12 protein-coding genes are annotated in these 18,743 nt (G+C 71.3%); 3 read left to right on the forward strand and 9 right to left on the reverse strand.

Features of this window, described 5'->3' with window-relative positions; translation table 11 throughout:
• Positions 1-40: 40 nt before the first annotated feature.
• A complete protein-coding gene (locus JOD64_RS02800; protein ID WP_204940751.1) occupies positions 41-5,830 on the reverse strand; it encodes a WD40 domain-containing protein in 5,790 nt (1,929 codons plus the stop codon).
• Between the two features lie 104 nt (positions 5,831-5,934).
• On the opposite strand from JOD64_RS02800, the gene JOD64_RS02805 reads away from it, so the two are divergent.
• Positions 5,935-7,167 carry an ArsB/NhaD family transporter gene (locus tag JOD64_RS02805; protein WP_204940752.1) on the forward strand — a complete coding sequence of 411 codons (1,233 nt, stop codon included), beginning with the start codon at positions 5,935-5,937 and terminating at the stop codon, positions 7,165-7,167.
• A 41-nt stretch (positions 7,168-7,208) separates the two neighbouring features.
• Here JOD64_RS02805 and JOD64_RS02810 read toward each other — a convergent pair whose 3' ends face one another.
• The 6 genes from JOD64_RS02810 to JOD64_RS02835 all read right to left on the reverse strand — a co-directional run bounded on the left by JOD64_RS02810 (position 7,209) and on the right by JOD64_RS02835 (position 12,570).
• Entirely contained in the window at positions 7,209-8,111 is a 903-nt protein-coding gene (locus tag JOD64_RS02810; RefSeq protein WP_204940753.1) for an inositol monophosphatase family protein, read from the reverse strand.
• Between the two features lie 14 nt (positions 8,112-8,125).
• On the reverse strand, positions 8,126-8,779 hold the full coding sequence (locus tag JOD64_RS02815; RefSeq protein ID WP_204940754.1) for a hypothetical protein: 654 nt from the start codon (positions 8,777-8,779) through the stop codon (positions 8,126-8,128).
• Positions 8,776-9,777: a hypothetical protein gene (locus tag JOD64_RS02820; protein WP_204940755.1), complete on the reverse strand. Its 1,002-nt coding sequence runs from the start codon at positions 9,775-9,777 to the stop codon at positions 8,776-8,778. Before JOD64_RS02820 ends, JOD64_RS02815 begins: the two co-directional genes overlap by 4 nt.
• A 54-nt stretch (positions 9,778-9,831) precedes the next feature.
• Complete coding sequence (locus tag JOD64_RS02825) at positions 9,832-10,623, reverse strand: class I SAM-dependent methyltransferase (protein ID WP_204940756.1); 792 nt, start codon at positions 10,621-10,623, stop codon at positions 9,832-9,834.
• A gap of 217 nt (positions 10,624-10,840) precedes the next feature.
• Positions 10,841-11,989 (reverse strand): CU044_5270 family protein, encoded by a 1,149-nt coding sequence (locus JOD64_RS02830; protein ID WP_204940757.1) that lies wholly within the window; start codon positions 11,987-11,989, stop codon positions 10,841-10,843.
• On the reverse strand, positions 11,986-12,570 hold the full coding sequence (locus tag JOD64_RS02835) for an RNA polymerase sigma factor (RefSeq protein ID WP_204940758.1): 585 nt from the start codon (positions 12,568-12,570) through the stop codon (positions 11,986-11,988). Before JOD64_RS02835 ends, JOD64_RS02830 begins: the two co-directional genes overlap by 4 nt.
• 236 nt (positions 12,571-12,806) lie before the next feature.
• Here JOD64_RS02835 and JOD64_RS02840 point away from each other — a divergent pair, with 236 nt between their 5' ends.
• Positions 12,807-14,630, forward strand: a complete 1,824-nt coding sequence (locus JOD64_RS02840; RefSeq protein ID WP_204940759.1) for a bifunctional metallophosphatase/5'-nucleotidase — start codon at positions 12,807-12,809, stop codon at positions 14,628-14,630.
• Positions 14,631-14,705: 75 nt separating this feature from the next.
• Here the strand turns inward: JOD64_RS02840 and JOD64_RS02845 are convergent, their stop codons facing one another.
• Complete coding sequence (locus JOD64_RS02845) at positions 14,706-15,818, reverse strand: glycoside hydrolase family 6 protein (protein ID WP_204940760.1); 1,113 nt, start codon at positions 15,816-15,818, stop codon at positions 14,706-14,708.
• A gap of 552 nt (positions 15,819-16,370) precedes the next feature.
• On the opposite strand from JOD64_RS02845, the gene JOD64_RS02850 reads away from it, so the two are divergent.
• Positions 16,371-17,780: an FAD-binding oxidoreductase gene (locus tag JOD64_RS02850; RefSeq protein WP_204945864.1), complete on the forward strand. Its 1,410-nt coding sequence runs from the start codon at positions 16,371-16,373 to the stop codon at positions 17,778-17,780.
• 125 nt (positions 17,781-17,905) lie between these two features.
• On the opposite strand, the gene JOD64_RS02855 is transcribed toward JOD64_RS02850, so the two are convergent.
• Positions 17,906-18,670, reverse strand: a complete 765-nt coding sequence (locus JOD64_RS02855; protein ID WP_239559368.1) for a TetR/AcrR family transcriptional regulator — start codon at positions 18,668-18,670, stop codon at positions 17,906-17,908.
• Positions 18,671-18,743: the final 73 nt, after the last annotated feature.

Raw genomic sequence — 18,743 nt, forward strand, 5'->3', positions numbered from 1 at the left:
GAATAATCGAGGGACGTCGTTGTCGGGTGCCCGTCGGTCCTCAGAACGGGGCGTCCACCGACAGCCGGCGCACCTGCGTCAGGTACGGGTCCAACTCCCCCACCTCGAACCGGCACGTGCCGATGACGTGCCAGAACTGGTTGGCCGAATCACCGTCCAGCTTGTACCGCCCGTCCGGGCTGACCGCGGCCCAGCCGTCCGGCAGACCGATCAGGGTGGAGCGCAACTGCGCGTGCTCCGGATCCGCGACGTCCCAGAGCCGCACGGTGCCGTCGTCGCCGGCACTGGCAAGCATGCTGCTGTCCGGGCTGAACGCCACCGACCAGACCCGCCGGGTGTGCGCGGCCAGGGTGCCGTGCAACCGGCCGGTGCCCGGATCCCACAGTCGGATGTTCAGGTCGTCCCCGGCGGTGGCGAGCAGTGCGCCGTTCGGGCTGAACGCGCAGGACCAGAGCCGACCGGTGTGCGCGGTGAGCACACTACGGCGCTCACCGGTCGGGGCGTCCCACACCACCGCCGTGCCGTCGTTGCTGGCGCTGGCGAGCAACGTCCCCTCGCTGTTGAAGCACACCGCGTACACCCGGTCGGTGTGCTGCTCCAGGATGTGGCGGCAGGTCGCGGTGGCCGCATCCCAGAGCCGAACGAGGTGGTCGTCGCAGCCGGTGGCGATGACCTCGCCGTCCGGGCTGAACGCCACCGCCCGGACCCGCCCCCGGTGCGGTGCGAGGGTGGCGAAGTGCCGACCGGTACGCCTGTACCACAGGCGGACCGTGTCGTCGTCGTTGGCGGTAGCCAGCGCGTCGCCGTCCGGGCTGAACGCCGCTGCCCAGACATGGTCGGTGTCCACGTTCAGCTCGCGCTCGTGGGCCCCGGTCTCGGAGTTCCACAGGTGCACTCCCCCGTCGCCGCTCGGCGCGCCGACCAGCGGGTCGCCCGGGCAGAACACGGCGGAGAGCAGCCGGTCTGCCGGACTGGCCAACTGTCGGACCAGCCGCCCGGTACGCGGCTCCCACAGCCGCACCACACCATCGTTACCGCAGGCGGCCAGCACCTCGCCGTCGTCACGGAAGGACAGCGACGTGATCCGCCGCCCGTGGCCGCGCAGGGTGTGCTGAAGCTGCCCGGTCCGCGCGTCCCAGAGTCGGGTCGTGCCGTCGTTGCTGCTGGTCGCCACCTGAGCCTGGTCCGGCCGGAAGACCACCGGCCAGACCGAGCCGCGATGCCGGGTCAACTCGTGCCGAAGCTGGCCGTCGGCGGTGTCCCAGAGTTGGATCGCGCCGTCGCTGGCGGCCGTGGCGAGTGTGGTTCCGTCGCCGTTGAACCGGACGCTGTAGATCGCGCCACGCTGCCGGCTCAGCACCCGGACCGGGCGGCCGGTCTCGACGTCCCACAGTCGCAGCGCACCATGCGTGTCGCCGGTGGCCATCAACCCGCCATCGGGGTGCACGTCGAGGGCGTACACGTCGGCCTCGTGGCCGCGCGGCTGGCTGAGCAGTTCCCCGTCGGTGGCCCGGCGGATCCACACCCGGCCGTGCTGGCCGACGGCGACCAGCGCCCGGCCGTCCGGGGTGTGCACCACCCGGTAGATGACCTCCGGTGCCCGCACCTCGAAGGCGAGCTCGCCCGAGGTGATGTCCCAGCAGCGGAGCACGCCGGCACTGTCCACGACCACGACCCGCCGGCCGTCCGGGCTGAACGAGGTGCCCCAGATGGGCGCGGCATGTCCGGACCATTCCTGGCGCAGCCGGGCGGTACGCGTGTCGTAGAGCCGGACCACACCGGCCGCGTCGCCCACCACCAACCGACCTCGCGCGCCGTCGGTGAGCATCGGCCACACCCAGCCGGCGAAGACGTCCTCGATGACGTGCCGCACGTCCCCGTGATCGGCGTCCCACAGCCGGACGGTGAGGTCGTCCGCGCCGGTGACCAGCTGGTGCGAGGCGGCGTCGAAGCGGACCGCGTACACCCGACCCCGGTGACCCTGCAGGGTCCGCACCGGCAGGCCGCTGGCCGTGTCGCAGATCAGCACACCACCGTCGTCGCTGCCCACGGCCAGCACCGTGCCGTCCGGGCTGTAGGCCGCCGGCACCGGCAACCGACCCACCTCGAAGCCGTACGAGACGCCGACGGCGGGCGGGGCCAGGCCCGGAGTCACCGGACGGCCCGGGGCGACCACCGCGCCGCGCAGCTCCGGTGCCCGCAGCAGCGCGGCGTCGGCGTTCACGTCGATCAGCGCGGCCCGCCGCCAACTGCTGCCGGCGACCTGCGCGTTTCGCAGGTCGGTTCGGAACAGGCGGGCCCCGGCCAGTTCGGCTGAGCGCAGGTCGGCCCCGGCGAGGCGAGCCTGGTCCAGGCGGGCGCCGCGTAACCGGGCGTGTACCAGCCGAGCCCCGGTCAGGTTGGTGGCGACCAGGCGGGTGTCGGTCAGATCCGCGCCGGTCAGATCCGCCTCGGCCAACTCCCGATGGGACAGGTCCTCACCGCGCAGCACCGCGCCACGCAGGTCGGCCCGGTCGGGCAGCCGCAGCCAGGCGCTGAGCCGCAAGGCGTTGGCCCGAACCGTCTCGCCGGCCGTCTCGTCGCCGAGCACCCGCATCGCCCAGGCGGTGCTGCGAGCCGAGTCGGCGAGGTCGCCGAGGAACTCCACGGCCAGCGCCGACAGGGGCCGCGCCGAAAGGGCCGATGGTTCTTCGCCCTGGTTGAGCTGGGTGGCGATTCCATCGGCGACCAGCCACTCCATCACGGAGGTGTGGATGAACCCGAACAGGCCGTCGTCGGTGCGGACCAGCAGGCTGCCCGCGCCCACCGCGTGCGTCGCCTGCGGTGCGGAGAGCCGGGACTCGACCAGCCCGGCGAGCTGCTCGGCGGTCTCGGCCAGCTCGGCCAGGCGCAGGTACGACTCGCCGCTCTCCCAGAGCTGGAACGCCAACCGGCTCACCGCGTGCCAGAGCTCGGGGCGACGCAGGCCGACCGACGCGCCCGGCACCCCCTGGGTGCGTCGCTCCTCGAAGTCGAGCCAGGACTCCAGGATCTCCCGGTAGAGCGCGGCCGCGCTGAACGTGCCGCCCGCACCCGCGACGGCGGTCAGCCGTCCGTCGTCGAGGCCGGCGATGAAACCGAGCATCCGCGGGTTGCGGGAAAGGCCGAGCAGGTCCTTCACCCCGCCGAGCAGGTCCATCCGCTCCCGGGCGGCCCGCTCGTCCCCGCCGTAGCGGTGCCGCAGGAAGTCCTTGATCTGCCCGGAGGTGAAGTCCTCGATGGCCAGCACCCGCCGGTGCGGCAGCATCCCCACCCGCTCGCCGAGGGCGGTGAGCACCTGCGAGTTGGTCTTGAAGTGCTGGGTGCGGCTGCTCACCACGACCTTCGCGTTGCCCTCGGCCGCCTGGAGCAACGTCTCCAGGTGGTCCGCCGCCCGGTCGTAGGTGACCCGGGCCACCAACTCGTCGAAGCCGTCGAAGAGCAGCACGATCCGCCCCTGCCGGAGCATGTAGCGGAACGCCTTGAGGTCGATCACCTGCTCGCCGTGGTTCGCCAGGTGGGCGGCGACCAGCCCGTCGACCGAGTGGGCCTTGTCCAGCGAACCCAGCTCCACCAGGATCGGGATCAGGTCGGGAGCGGCGGTCGGCAACCGGCGGGCAACCTCGCGCATCGCGAACGTCTTGCCCCGGCCGAAGTCGCCGAGCACCAGCACGAACCGACCGTCCGGCGCGGAGACAAGCTCGAGCAACTCGTCCACCACGTCCTCGCGGACCTGCTGGTCGGTGCCGACCAGGTGGCGGTAGCGCTGCGGCACGTACTGGCCGGGTGGGTAGAGCCGGTCGGCCTGCAGCCGTGCGGTCTGCGCGGCGACGTAGTCGCGCAGGTCGAGCAGCCCCTGGAACTCGGTGAGGTGCAGCACCCGTACGCCGCGTCGCTGTGCCTCCTCGGCCAGCCCGCGCGGGACCCGGTCGCCGTCGTAGACCAACTCCGACGCGATGTCCGGGTCGGTTGCGTGCACTCGCCGGGCGAAGTGGTCGAGATCCGCGGCGGTCGGGGTGCCGACGTACGCCCCGACCCGCTGCTGCCGGACCACCCCGTCGGCGCGGTAGGTGACGAACAGGTGCGGCGGCTCGGCCGCCACCCTGCGGACCAGCACCCGGTCGTGACGCGCCTGGCAGACCTCGGCCAGTCGGTCGAGCAGTCGGTCCAGCGGCGCCACCGGGAGCACCGCCGGTGTGCTGGCCGCCGCGTCCTGAGTGGGCCCCTCGGCGGCGGTGGGCAGCCGCGGGTCGGGCACCTGGGCCGGCCCGGCAGCCCCGAACGTCGCCTCGGTCCGCGACCACTTCATGGCCGTCGGCTCGCCCACCTCGTGCCTGTCGTCACGGCCGAGCACCCAGCGGGTCATCCCGTCGGCGGCGAGCCGGAGCACCTGCGCCCGCCCGCTGTGGGACGCGGCGACCAGCGGCACCACCGAGTCGACCCGGCCACCGGTCGGCGCGGTGTCGGTGAGCTGCAGGTTGAGCATCGGCCCGAGCAGGCGGTTGAACGACCCCCGATCTCGCAGCGTCACCCCGTCCGGGACCGCCGCCTCGTCGGCGTACGGTGTGCGCGGGCCGGGGGCGTGCGCCATCGCGCCCAGCCGCAGCCAGCCGGACTGCTGGTAGTGGCGCAGCCGCTGGGCGAACCAGGTGGACTGGGCCTCGCCGAGGAATCCGTACCGGTCCTCCTCGCGGTGGGTGACGGCGATGGTGGAGTTCAACCCGGCCACCACCACCCGCAGGTCCGGCACCGGAAAGAGCGTCCAGGGTTGCTCGCTGTCGAAGAGCCGGTCGTCGAGCCCCTGGTAGAGGTCGTCGAAGAGCCGCGCGTAGTGCCGCCACTTCGGCCAGTACGGCGGCTGCGGGTCGACGTCGTCCGCCTCGCAGGTGGCGAAGTACGCGCGGCTGGCGGCCATGGTCACGTCGCGCGGACCGGGCACCACGATCAGACGGTGCGGCTCCAAGCCGAGCAGCACCCGCAGCCCGGTGAGGAAACTCAGCGCGCCGGAGAACTCGCGGGGGCTGCCGGACTCGGTCAGGTTGCCCGCCACCACCAGCAGGTCGGGCCGGGGAACGCCGTCGTTCATCAGCAGGGTCAGGTCACCCATCAGATGTTCCTGGAGCTCCCCCGGGGTGACCGGGGCGCCTCGCTCGATCACGCCCCGACCGAACCGCGGGCCGGCCACCTGCAGCACGGTCAGTGCCGTCCGCACGGTCGGCACGGCCACCGAGGCGGGCGGGAACGGTGGCGGGTTGATCGGCGTACGGCGCGCACGGCGCGGCGCGGGCGGGCCGACGACGGGTGCGGAGAGCACCCCGGCCGGGTCGGCGGGGTGGTGCGGAAAGGCGGGTTGCCGCACGGGCTTCGCGCGGCCGTTGAGCGCTTCCCGGAGCCGGTCCAGCACCCGCGAACGCGCCTGTGTGGGGTCGCTGACCCCGACCAGGTCGACGTAGGTGATGGTGGCGAGCAGGCCGTCGATCGGGCAGTCCTCCACCCGGACGGTGACCAGCTTGCTGCCGGTGCCGTCCGGGTCCGCGCGCAGCGCGGCCTGCCATTCCAGCTTTCCGTACGTGGAGTGCAGGTAGCGTTCGGACAGGACGGCCACCACGACCGCGGCCTCTCGGACCCCTCGGTCCATGAAGTCGATGAAGTTGGTGCCGGCCACGAAGTCCCACGCCTGGAGCAGGGTGCGGTAGCCGGCGGCCTCGAACTCCCACGCCAGCCAGGTCGCCCAGCGCTCGTCGGCGGGCGAGTAGCTGATGAAGAAGTCGATGGGGCGGTCGGACCGGGTCGGTTGCGTGCCTACAGCCACCCGGTCATTATGGCCACCCACCGTCAAGCCGTCGCCACCATACGCGGTCGCCCCGTCGAATCCGGCCCGGTTGAGCGAGCCGTGGTGTGCGAGGATCATGCCTTGTGGAGACTATCGGCGACCCACCGTCGACGGCACCGGACCGATCCCGTTGGGGCCGGCTGCACGTACTGGACTGGATCGCGATCGCGCTGGTCACCAGCGGCGCCCTCTGCGTCCTGACCGGACTCCTCCCCCGCGCCGACGCCGAGGCCACCATGCGTCGGATCCTGCCGATCCTGATCTTCCTCGGCACGGTGGTGGTGCTGGCCGAGCTGACCGCCGTGGCCGGGGTCTTCGACGCGCTCGCCGCCCGGGTGGCGATCGCCGCCCGAGGCAATTTTCGCGCGCTGTTCTGGCTCTGCGTCGGGTTCGCCTCGGTGACCACGATCGCGCTCAACCTGGACACCACCGCCGTCCTGCTCACCCCCGTGATGATCGCCCTGGCCCGGACGCTGGGGATACCGCCGATCCCGCTGGCGATGACCACGGTCTGGCTGGCCAACACCGCGAGCCTGCTGCTGCCGGTGTCCAATCTGACCAACATCCTGGCCAGCGACCGGATCGGGCTGGCTCCGGTGTCGTGGGCGGCCCGGATGTGGTGCCCGCAACTGGTCGCCATCGCGATCACCATGTTGCTGCTCTGGTGGTGGTACTGGCGGCCGGCGCGGGCCACCGCGGATCCGTTCGTGCCACCGCCACCACACGTGCCACCCGACCCCGTGCTCTACCGCACCGCGCTCGTGGCCTGCCTGCTGTTCGTCGCCGGGATCCTCGCCGAGGTCGAGATCGGGCTCGCCTCCGGAGTGGCCGCCGCGATCCTCGTCGCCGGGTTCGCGGTCCGCGCGCGGGGCAGCCTGAAACTCCAGCTGATCCCCTGGCGGCTGCTGATCTTCGTCACCGGGCTGTTCCTGGTGGTGCAGACCATCGGCCGGCACGGACTGGACACGCTGATGGGCGCTTTGATCGGCAACGACCCCGGTGCCGAGGGCGCAATGCGGGCCGGCGCCGTCGGCGCGCTCTTCTCCAACGTGGTCAACAACCTGCCCGCGTACGTGGCCGGGGAGGCGGTCATCAACGCCGACCACCACACCCAACTGCTGGCCCTGCTGGTGGGTGCCAACGTCGGCCCGCTCGCCACCCCGTGGGCGTCGCTGGCCACACTGATCTGGTACGAGCGCTGCCGGGCCGCCGGGGTCGCGGTCCCGCTGGGCCGGTTCATGGCCACCAGCGCTGTCCTCGCCGCTCTGGGCACCACAGCCACCGTCGCCGCCCTGCTGGTCACCCCGTCAGGCTGAGCGCCTCAGGGCGGGCGGCAGCGACGAACCGCCCTGACCATTCACCAGCCGACATTCGTCAGGCTGATCGGCGTGAGTTGGCGGACCTGCGGTTCGATCCACTGTGCCGCCGTCACCAGCTTGACCAGCCGGTCGATCGTCTCCGGTGGGGCGGCGACGAAGCTGCGCCGGTCAGCCGGGCACCCGTACCGATCGTCGAAGCAGCCGCCGTCGAGGGCCCGGACCACCATGCCGGCCTCGGCAGCCAGCAGCATCCCGGCCGGCAGGTCGACCGACTCCGGACGGTAGCCGACAATGCCGTCGATGTCGCCGCGGGCCAGCATCACCCAGGACAGCAGCGGCGCCCACAGTTGCAGCACGCGCCGGGCGGTGGAGTCGAGCACCACCTTGAGCGCGCGGGCGGTGCTGTCGTCCCGGCGTACCTCGTGTCCCTGGGTCCAGGCCAGCACCGGCGCGGCCGGGACCGGCCGGGGCGGCGTGCGCAGCGGCTGGCCGGCCGGGCCGTCCACGTGCACGAAGGCGCCCTGGCCACGGATGGCCGACCAGGTACGGTCGGAGACCGGGTCGTGCACCACCCCGACCACCGGCGACCCCCGGTCGCAGAGCGCGATCCCGACCACGTACGCGGGCAGGCCGATCGCCACGTTGTTGGTGCCGTCGAGCGGGTCCACCAGCCACACCCAGGAGTCGTCGACGGCGTACTCGCCGCCCTCCTCGGCGATCACTCCGTGCTCGGGCCAGCGGGCCCGGATCCGCTCGACGATCAACTGCTCGGCGGCCAGGTCCAGGTCGGTGACCACGTCACCGGAGTCGTTCTTGGCCCGGACGTGCATCTCGCTCCGGGTGCCCCGGCGCAACAGCCGCCCGGCAGCCTGGGCGGCCTCCACCGCGAACCGGTGCGCGTCACGCAGGTCTGGCCCGGATCTGCTCGGCGTCACTTCCATGCTTCCTCCAGCCCTCAGCCCCGTGCCAGCAGTCGAGCGATCTCCCGTGCCATCCGAGCCGTCTCCGCCACGTCGCAGCGTTCCCGGTGTGTCCGGTGGCTGCGCCCGTCCACCGCGCCGAGGCTCAGGTCGGACACGCCGGGCGTGGTCCGGCCCAGCGCCACGGTCACCGCCGGCTCGCCCGAGTCCACTTCGGAGGTGTGGAAGCCACCGGCGCGCAGCGCGTACGAATTGCCCGCGGAGTGGGTCTCCACGGTGGAAGTCGCCGCTGTCACCAACCGGTCGGTGGCCACCATCTCGTCGACGTCGCCTCGGCTGTGCACCTCGTACACCCTCCAGGCGGGGTCGGCGGGCGCCTCGGTCACCTCGACCAGCTCGTTACGGACCCGCCCGTGCAGCACATGGCTGAGCAGGTCCCAGCTGTGCGAGTGCACGGTGGAGGTGGTCGGCTGGACGGCCGGCGGTTCGGCCGGCCAGGCGTGCACGCAGATTCCGTCGGGGCCGGCGCGGTTCACCGGCAGGCAGGTGAAGCCGAGCGGATGCCGCACGGCCAGCAACGGCCGCCGCCCTCCGGCGACGTCGTCGAGGACGGCCAGCACCCAGTCCCGGAGCAGCTCCGGCCGGGCACCCCGGTCGATCTCACGTTCGAGGTCGGCGTAGCTCATCATGCGTACGGGTTCCTCGCCTGGATGGCCCGGCTCACGATGTCGGCGACGTCGCGGTCGCCGAAGGACCGGGGTAGTGGCAGCCCTAGCGCGGTGAACAGCCGACGTACCTGCTCCACGGAGGGCTCGTCGTCGAGCTTGACCTGCCCAGCAGCCTCGACCGGCACCCGTCGGCTCTGCTCACGGCTGTACTGCAGCTCGATGTTGTAACGGTTGTAGTAGAGCTCCTGGTGGTCGATCCTCAGCGCCGGGGTCTGCGGATTCTCCTGGGTGATGATGACGCAGCTCGACGAGAGGTCGTAGCGGAAGGTGGTCATCTGCGCGGAGAGCCGGACGTCGATGGTGAGCAGACCGGAGCGCTGCCGGTGCCAGCAGGCGGCCAGCACGGTCGCGTAGGACTCCTTGCGGGTGCGGTCGACGGTCCACTGCTCGCCTGGCCCGTCCGGGGCGAGGCTGCGCCGGAACCGTGCGTACCGCTCACAGACCGCCTCATCGGTCGGATCGATGATCTCGATGGAGAAGTGCAGGGTGGCGTTACGCCGACGGGCGTGCTCCAGACACTCGGGCAGGGTGACCGCCCGCGTGTAGGTGCCGGTGCCGCCCTTGAAGTCCCACCGATCGGTGTGCCGGCGGGCCTCGGTCAGGGCCAGCCCGACCTCGCTGCCGTGCAGGACACGGACCATGGAGACACTGTCGATAGCCTCCCGAGTCCGATTGAGAACCCCCTCCGGACCGATGATCTCCTGCATCTGCGGCACGAGTTCGGTGAGCCGGTCGCGGGTGTCCCGGACCACCTGCCGTACCTCGCGCTCGGCGGTCTCCCGGCGCAGCCGGTCGCGCAGCAGTGCCTGGGCGAGCAGACCGAGGATGAGCAGGATCGCGCTGTTCACCACGTCCTGGCTGACGCCGTTGTTGAGCCCGAGGATCGCGACGGTCAACGCCAGGAGCAGCCCGATGAACGCGTCGAGGTTCTTGAGGACCCAGGTGAAGATGCGGGCCATGACATCCCCCGTGGAAGACGGAACCCCCATGATAGCCCTATGTCAATATCATGATTACGCGTTGTTCCGGAACCCCGAATCCTGAGATGAAGACGGTTCGCCCAGGCGTCGTGCGGCGCAGATCAGCGACCCGCCGAGCCCTGGTGCGACCCGAGCGAGCAACCGGGAGGTGATCCAGCGCCCGCCGGGCAGCCGCCACCCCACGTGGTTGGAGCGCAGCGCCAGTGGCGCGAAACCGACTCGACGAAGCACCCGTCGCAGCAGCGACGCGGTGAACGGACGGATGTGCAACCAGAGGTACGGGTGCAGCGGATCCACCTGACGGGGCGCGCGGCCGGTGAGGAACATGAGCCGGTCCTGCACGGTCGCCAGGTTCGGGGTGGTGAGCACCAGCAACCCGCCCGGGGCGAGGACCCGGTGACACTCCCGCAGCAGCGCCACCGGGTCGAAGACGTGCTCGATCAGCTCACCGGTCAGCAGCCCGGCGAAGCTGCCGGCGCGAAACGGCAGCCCGCGAGTGGCGTCCAGGCAGACCGGTAGCGCCCGACCGGCGGCGGCTCGACGGGCCGCACCCAGCGCGGCCTCGGCCATGTCCGCCACCACGAGCGGCACGGGCAGCTCCGCCGGGTCGACCATGCTGCACGGGCCGCAGCCCAGTTCCAACACCGGCCCGCCCCCGAGAACGTCGTCGACCATCAGCCGGGCCGCGACCGCCCGGCGGACCCGGTGGTACGGGTCGTCGACGTACCCGTTGACCAACACGCCGTCGTGGTAACTGCGCCGGTTGGCGTGCCGGCCGTGCGCCTGCGCGCCGCCCGACGAGGCCCCGGTCAGTGGCTCGGCCATCGCACCCCCCACCGCGGTCGCCGCCTCCGGCGGCGGCGACCGCCTCCAGCCTCGCACCATTCCGGACCGCGCAGCTCGTCGGCGGCCCGAACGGATTCGCGTCGACCGCCGCTACGACTACGACGGTGACCGCCGCCAACCCCGCGGCCGGCCGTGACCGAGCGGCGGAGCACGGACGGAAGCTCGCCCGTGCTCCGCCGCTCGGAGGGTCGACACTCTAATTCGGCGGCGTCTCGTCGGTGGTCTTCTGCTCCAGGACGACGTTGTAGCTGAGAAGACTTCCGGGTTCGAGCCTGGCCGTCGTGCCCGCCGGGCGCAGAACGCGCGACTCCTCGCCGAGTGCGCGCCCGGTCGCGGCGTCGACCACGAAGCGATGCTCGATCGAGCCGGTGGCGGCACTCCCCGAGGTGAACGCGAAGCCTTGGCCGGGGCGCCCCCGCTGGTCGGCCACGTCACCCAGCGACCGCACGCCGGGCAGGGTGGCGATCAGGCGGAAGGCCGCCGCACGCACAGGACCGCTGACCGGGATGTCGGCGATCAGGCTGGACGCGACACTCAGCAGCCACTGCTCCCGGTCGGTGGGCAGGTCACCACCGCCGCCGTCGAAGTGCCTGAGCAACGCGGTCCGCAGGGCCGCCGGGTCCGCCGGGAGCTTCTCGAGATCGCGTACGGAGATGTTGGTGGTGCCGAAGGCGTAGGTGTTCGCGCCCTCCGATGAGGAGCTGCGCCGCGGCCCAGCGGTAGTGCTGATGGGAGAGCCGGGGCCGAACTCGCCGGTCGGCAGCGGTTTGCCGACCATCACCTGCTCGGGCGATCCCGCGGCGCGCCACGCGGCGGCATCCGAGGGTGTCAGCGGAGTCATGCCGAGGTTCTGGGAGATCACCCGGGTGGGTTCCGTCCCGGAGCGGGACAACCAGGTCTCGTCCGACGACCTGGTCGTCATCTCGTACGTCGAGGTGCCGGAACTGACGGTGAGCACCGACCCGCTCTCCGCCCGGACGACCAGATACCTGCCGGTGCCCGAAGCGTCCTTGCTGCTGCGCTCGGCGGCCGCCAGCAGGATCTCCGGCGCGGTCAGGGGGCGTACCGCCTCGGCGGACGTCGCGGACCCGCCGGGCGTCGGCGCCGAGCCGCCGGGCGTCGGTGCGGAGCCGCCCGGGTTGGCCGCGACCACAGCGACCGCGGCGACGGCCGCTACCGCGAGCCCCCCGGCCGGGATCAGGGCGGCCGCCCGGAGACGCCGCACACGGCGCACGGGAGCCTTCACGTCCGTCAGAGCGAAGGGCAATGGTGCCGTCCCGGGCGGGTCCAACCGCGCCGGCCGCGCGTCGGCGAGAGACTTCATGACGTCGGGGCGATTCTTCATCGGCTCGGCTCCTTGGCGACAACCGGCTTCGTGACGGCCGGCGCGGTGATGGTCGGCTTCGTGGAACGTGACTCGGCGGCCCGCGGCTCCCCAGCGGCCGCGACGGCACGGGTGAGGCGGTTGCGGGCTCGGTGCAGGCGCACGAGGAACGCCGGGGCGGAACAGTTCACGACCCGGGCCGCCGCACGGGGTGAGAGCCCATCCCAGGCGGTCAGGGTCAGCACTTCCCGGTCGTTCTCCGACAGCCCTGCGAGCGCCGTCAGGATCGCCGACCGCTCGGCGACGCCGTCGGCGACATCGGGTGCGTCGGCTGCCCACGCCAGCATCTCGGCGGCAATGGCCCGTTGCCGTTCCTCGTCGCGATATCGCTGGCGGATCACGTTGCGCGCGACACCGAGCAGCCACGGCAGTGCCGCCCCTCTGGGCATCTGCGCGAAGCGCCGCCAAGCGACGAGAAACGTCTCGGCCACGACCTCGTCCGCGAGCGACCTGCCGGCGCGAGCGACGGCGTAGGCGTAGACGCGTCCGCGGTTGTCGGCGTACAGCGCGGTGAACTCCGGTGCCGTCTCAGGGTCTGCCACTGATGAGCCGTCCTTAGTGAAGGTGTCCTGTCACCAGGTAATGCGCCGGGAAGCCGACTTCTTACCGGCGAACTCCGATCGGATTGGAACTCGCACTCACGTCATCGACGATCGCGCAGAACTCGCGGCGTCGGTGCATGGTCAGGTCGAGAACCACGGCAGTTCACGCAACGTTGATCAAGTGGGCAGAGGCTGTCCGGGCGAACCAACCCGTACCACCTTTGGGAGCCCGACACATGCGTGACAGCGCTCGATTGCTCCGGCGCGGCCGATCCGCCCTGGTCGCCGCAGTGGCCGCCGGCCTGCTGCTGGCGGGTGGAGCGGCCCCGCCGGCCGCCCTCGCCTCGCCCGCCGGCGCCCGGCCGGGCACGCCGGTTCCGGTGCAACTGTTGTCCATCACGGACCTGCACGGCTACTTCGGCGACTACACCACGACCGTGCCCGGGGCCCGGGCCGGCGAGCCGGCCCGTCAGGTCGGCGGCGGCGCCTACCTGACCGCACACCTCAAGCAGCGCCAGGCCGGCCAGCAGAACTCGATCCTCTTCTCCGCCGGGGACGACTTCAGCGGTTGGCCGAACGAGACCGGATGGTTCTGGAACGAACCGACCGTCGAGTACCTGAACTCGATCGGGCTGGACTTCTCCACGGTCGGCAACCATGAGATGGACCGAGGCTACGAGTTCCTCCGGCACATGGACGACGGCACCTGCCGGTGGCGGCCCGACAACGACATCTGCTTCACCGACTCAACCGGCCAGCGATTCCACGGCGCGGACTACGACTACTACTCCGGCAGCCTGGTGGACGACCGCAGCGGCAAGCCCAAGATGCCGCCGTACCACGTGGAGTACGTCAGCGACGGGCACGGCGGCCGACTGCCGGTCGGTTTCGTGCACGCCACCACCAAGCTCATGTCCGAGGAGCAGATGTCCTACACCCCGGAGGGGTTCGACTTCCTCGACGAGGCCGACACGGTCAACAAGTACGCGGCGGTGCTGCGCCAGCAGGGCGTGAAGGCCATCGTGGCGGTCATCCACGAGGGCTTCACCCAGCAGTCCGGTGCCGGGTACGACGAGTGCGTCAACCCGTCCGGCCCGATGTACGACGCCAACGCCCGGATTTCCCCGGACGTCGACGCGATCGTCACCGGACACTGGCACGCCCTCGTGAACTGCATGCTCCCCGACCCGGCCGGCAACCCGCGCCCGGTGGTGGAGGCGGCCAACCACGGCCGGCTGTTCAACGAGATCAACCTGCAGCTCGACCCGCGTACCGGTGAGGTGCTGCGGGACCGGACGACCTCGGTCAATCACGCCAACACCCAGGACGTGACCCCGGACCCCGAGACCCTGCGGATCGCCGACTACTGGCGGGCCGAGCTGACGAAGCGGTCGAACCTGCCGGTCGCGCGGGTGACCGCCGACCTGACCCGCGCCCCGGGCGACAGCGCCGAGTCGGGCATGTACAACGTCACCGCCGACGCGTTCCTCTGGGCCGCGAACAAGGACGGCAAGGCCGACCTGGCGGTCGCGATGCCCGGCATCCTGCGCCGGGACGTCCAGTACGCCGCCGACCCGGCCAACCCGGCCGATGCCCCGGGCCGGGTGCTCTTCTCCGAGATCGCGCTCGGCACCGTCTACGACAGCGGCATCGGGGTGGGGCTGGTCCGGGGCGACGTGACCGGCGCCCAGCTCGACAAACTGCTGGAGAGTCAGTGGCAGCAGGCCGCGGACGGCACTGTGACGTACCGGCAGATGGCGGTGTCGGGCAACGTCCAGTACCGCTACGACCTGTCCAGGCCGGTCGGCGACCGGGTCGACCCCGGCAGCGTGCGGATCGGCGGGAAGCCGCTGAAGCCCCGGTCGACGTACCGGATCGCGACCCTGGCGAACAACTTCTTCGCCAAGAACGCCACGCCGGGCTTCACCGCACTCTTCGACGCGCGCAAGCAGGACCGCAGCCTGTACAACGGCGGTGACGCCCTGTGGCGCTACCTGGAGAAGGCATCCCCGGTCCGACCGCCCGCGCTGAACCGGGCGACCCCGGTGCGATCGAGCTGAGACGGGCCGGCACACCGGACCGGACGGGTGTGGGCGGCCAGGCGCCGCCCGCACCCGGGCCCGGTTCAGCGACTGTCAGACCGGCGGCCAGGCATTGGCCAGCAGCTGACGGAAATGCGCCGGGAACCACTCTCCGAACGGCGGGGCGTCCGGCATCGCCCCGGTGTCGTACGAGGAACCGCGGGGCGGCAGGTAGTACGGGTCGCACAGAGGCTCGTACGGTTGGCCTGAATTCGGGGTGCCACTCGCGCCGTCGGACTCGCCGGGCGGCTTGACCCACGCGTACGCGTCGATGCCCGGTTCCGGTTCGACGGCTGGTCGCTGGCCGAGGCCGGAGCCCTTCTGGTTGCACCAGTTGCCGACCCTGGCCCGCCGATCGATCCGGCTGCCGTCGACGTATGTGTTCACATCACCCGCGGTCGCCGGCCCGGCGGGTCGGGCCGGGCCGCCCCAGCCGTTGCGAGAGGTGTCGACGACTACGCCCACCTCCGGGGAGAAGCCCGCCCCCGTCAGCAGTTCGCGCAGGTGTTGCGCGTAGGGCACCTCGTCGACGAACGGGTTCCAGTCGACCCACCGGGACTGGTACACCGGCTGGCCGTTGACGACGTCGTCGGCGCGGAAGTACTCCTCGCGTAGAACGGAGTAGTTGGCGGTGTTGGCGACGAAGCCGTGCACGTTCGCCACCGTGCTGCCGGCGGTGCTCGCGGCCTCCAACAGCAAGGCGGTCAGCGGAGCGGAATCCTCCGGCCAGCCGACTTCGCCGTGGTGACTGATGTCCAGGTACGCGTAGACGTTCGGCACGGTGCCGAGCCGGGCCAGGGCGTACCCGATCCCCTGTTGGTAGGTGCCGCGCGCCTGCACCTCGTCGCAGGCCGGGGTGGCGGTGTACCGGGAGCCGGTGTTGGCGACAAGGTTGGGCAGCGAGTTCGGCTCGACGAAGGTGTCCAGCCAGACGGCGGTCGGCTGGCCGGCGACCGTGTCGCCGCCCGGCTCGGCGGCGGCCCGATCGGCCCACTCGGGATTGACGTAGACCTGGGCTCCGACGTACGGGTTGTCCACCCTGGGCGGCGGATCGGCGGCCTGCGCCGGCCCGCCGCCGGCGAGCACCCCCACGACGAGGACGGACACGGCGGTGGCGAGGACCGGTCGGACCCGGGCGGGTACGCGTCCTCGACCTGACATGGTCATGGTGGTGACTCCCTCAGCTCCTGACCCGGCGGCAACGGTGGCCTGCGGCTACCGGCCCGGTCGCTCCGGCCGCACTGGCACCACGGCCGACGACCCTCCGCTATATATTGACATACTTCTATTTGAATCAACGGGGCGAGCCGAACCGGGCGCGTCCCAGCGGGGCCGGCACGACTTGGAGGAGATTGATCGATCCACCAATTCCCGGGGTGTGGCGCAGCCCTTCCGCTGCCTTTACGGCGCGGTGAAGACCCACCACATCTTCGATAATCAATCCGCTGCCGTGCCGCCAATTCGCCGCCTCGGCGTACGGGCATGCACGACAGATAGGCGACTCGCACGGAGTTGGCATTCCGGCCACCCGGGGGATGCCACGCTGCCGCTGGGCGAATGCGATCGCTTCATCTAAATCTGCTGCTCAACGTCTCGATATATGGTCGGTACGACCACCGACGACGTGAATCAACTCTCATGTAAGCCGAATTTCCGAACCAATCGGCGCACCATTGCCTCCGGATACGGTCAGACGTCCCTGCGGGAAGGCAAAGCTCGATGCACCCCATTCACAATCCAACCGACAACGGCACTCCGATCACGGAGGATGCCGCTGCACGGCTCACCGCCCAGACGGTCGGACCAGTACTACTCCCCGGTAACGAGCAGTACGACACCGAGTGCGCGTCGTACAACCTCGCCATTCCGCAGCAGCCGGCGCTCGTGGTCGGCGCCGCCAACGCCGCCGACGTGCAAGCCGCTGTCCGCTTCGCCGCCGAGCAGGGCCTACCGGTCGCGGTGCTCGCCACCGGTCACTCCGCGCTCCCCTCGGCCGGAGCCCTCCTGATCACCACCCGGCGGATGGACGCGGTCACCATCGACGCCGAGGCACGTACCGCCCGGATCGAGGCCGGCGTGCGGTGGCAACAGGTCGTCGACGCGGCGGCCAAGCACGGGCTGGCGCCACTCAACGGAGCGGCCCCGACCGTCGGCGCAGTCGGCTACACGCTCGGCGGTGGATTGAGCCCGATCGGACGCACCTTCGGCTTCGCCGCCGACCACGTCCACCTGATCGAACTCGTCACCGCGGACGGCGAGCTGCGCACGGTGACCGCGACCGACGAGCCGGACCTGTTCTGGGCGCTGCGCGGCGGCAAGGGCAACTTCGGCGTGGTCACCGCGCTGGAATTCGCCCTTTTCCCGGTCAGCCAGATCTACGGCGGTGGCCTCTTCTTCCCGGGTGAGCAGGCGGCCGAGGTGCTGAAGGCGTGGGGACGCTGGACCGCCGGCGTGCCGGACGAGTTGACCTCGTCGGTTGCATTGCTGCAGTTGCCACCGGTCCCCGAGGTGCCCGAGCCACTCCGCGGCCGGCTGGTGGCGCACGTACGGATCGCCTACCTCGGTGCGGCGGAGGAGGGCGAGCGGCTGATCGCCCCGCTGCGCGCGGTCGCCCCGACACTGATCGACTCGGTGACCGAAATGCCGTACACCGCGGTCGGCTCGATCCATGCCGACCCGCCGACCCCGATCCCGTTCGTGGACCGCTCGGCGCTGCTACGGGAGTTCACCCCGGAACTGGTCGACACGATCATCACCCAGGCCGGCCCGGGCTCGGGCAGCCCGCTGACCGTTCTGGAGATCCGGCACCTCGGTGGGGCATTCGACCGCCGCCCGGAGCCAACGAACGCGATCGACCTGGGAGACGCCGCTTTCGCCTTCTACGCCGTCGCGGTCGGTGCCCCGGACCAGGCCGAGGCGTTCCAGGGTTACCTGACCCGCCTGATCCAGGCCATCCAGCCGTGGAGCACCGGCGGGCGGTTCGTCAACCTGCTGGGCGCCAGCGACGCCAATGCCGAAGGGGTCGCGGCGGCCTACCCGCCGAAGACGTACGAGCGACTGGCCGCGATCAAGCGCAGCTACGACCCGACCAACATCTTCCGCGTCAACCACAACATCATCCCCGCCTGAACGAGTAGGGCCGAGCCGGGTAGCGGGCACGTCGGGAAACAGCACCTCCTCGACGTGCCGCCGCCCGGCATCGGCCGCGCTCGGCTCTCGCGCGGCCCCACCCGCCGGCCCGACTTCTCGATCGCTCAGGTCTGCGCGGCCGGCGGTCCAATTCGGACGGCCACGCCGTCGAGGATCAGGTCCAGCCCGAGCGTGAAGTCCGCGTCGGCGATCGTCGCATCGGGAGTGTCCGACGGCGGCGCCTCGAACAGCGTCGAGGAGAACAGCCGGGCAGTCTCGGGGAAGCGCTCGGGCTCGACGAGCCGTGCCAACGCACGGCCGTAGTCGCGCTCGGCGTCGGCCTGTCCCTGGCCTTCGGCCCTGCCCTCGGCAAGGTCGCTGTACTGCCGCACCGACTGCGTGACGTAGCCGCTGATCAGCGACAGGACGCCGATCTTGTGCGCCCAGTCGAGGGGGGTCCGGGACAGGACCGCCAGCCCGGTCTCCATCCAGGCGATCTGGTTCGGCCCGGACGGCGGCCCGGAGGTGGGCACGCGCGTCAGCCACGGCCGACGTTGGAGCACCGCGCGATGCTCGAAGGCCCAGCCGCGCAGCCCGTGGCGCCAGTCCTCGGTGGGGATCGTTGGTGGCACGCCCAGGGCGGCGTCGGCCATCAGTTCGAGCAGTTCGTCCTTGGATCCGACGTACCGGTAGAGCGACATGCCGGTGACGCCGAGGTTCTTCGCAACCTTGGGAAGGGTCACGCCGCCGAGCCCGTCGCGGTCGGCGATCTCCACCGACGCGGCGACGACGCGGTGGACGTCGAGGGCCGCCGGCCGCCCGAGGCGCGAGGTCTCCGACCTGCCCCACAGCCTGCGCAGCCGAGCCGGAATGAAGTCCTCGCTGGTCATGGCCCCCTCGTTCGCCTACCGAGAAACAGGCACCATCATGTCAGACAGCATTAGTTTGTCTGTGATACTTTCT

Source organism: Micromonospora luteifusca (assembly GCF_016907275.1).
In the GTDB taxonomy this organism is placed as follows: domain Bacteria; phylum Actinomycetota; class Actinomycetes; order Mycobacteriales; family Micromonosporaceae; genus Micromonospora; species Micromonospora luteifusca.

Excerpts from the sequence above, each read along its gene's own strand:
- JOD64_RS02820 (WP_204940755.1), bottom strand. The coding sequence starts at position 9,777 with ATGGCCCGCATCTTCACCTGGGTCCTCAAGAACCTCGACGCGTTCATC.
- JOD64_RS02840 (WP_204940759.1), top strand. The coding sequence starts at position 12,807 with ATGCGTGACAGCGCTCGATTGCTCCGGCGCGGCCGATCCGCCCTGGTC.
- JOD64_RS02855 (WP_239559368.1), bottom strand. The coding sequence starts at position 18,670 with ATGACCAGCGAGGACTTCATTCCGGCTCGGCTGCGCAGGCTGTGGGGC.
- JOD64_RS02815 (WP_204940754.1), bottom strand. The coding sequence starts at position 8,779 with ATGATGAGCTACGCCGACCTCGAACGTGAGATCGACCGGGGTGCCCGG.
- JOD64_RS02825 (WP_204940756.1), bottom strand. The coding sequence starts at position 10,623 with ATGGCCGAGCCACTGACCGGGGCCTCGTCGGGCGGCGCGCAGGCGCAC.
- JOD64_RS02830 (WP_204940757.1), bottom strand. The coding sequence starts at position 11,989 with ATGAAGAATCGCCCCGACGTCATGAAGTCTCTCGCCGACGCGCGGCCG.
- JOD64_RS02810 (WP_204940753.1), bottom strand. The coding sequence starts at position 8,111 with ATGGAAGTGACGCCGAGCAGATCCGGGCCAGACCTGCGTGACGCGCAC.
- JOD64_RS02850 (WP_204945864.1), top strand. The coding sequence starts at position 16,371 with ATGCACCCCATTCACAATCCAACCGACAACGGCACTCCGATCACGGAG.
- JOD64_RS02845 (WP_204940760.1), bottom strand. The coding sequence starts at position 15,818 with ATGACCATGTCAGGTCGAGGACGCGTACCCGCCCGGGTCCGACCGGTC.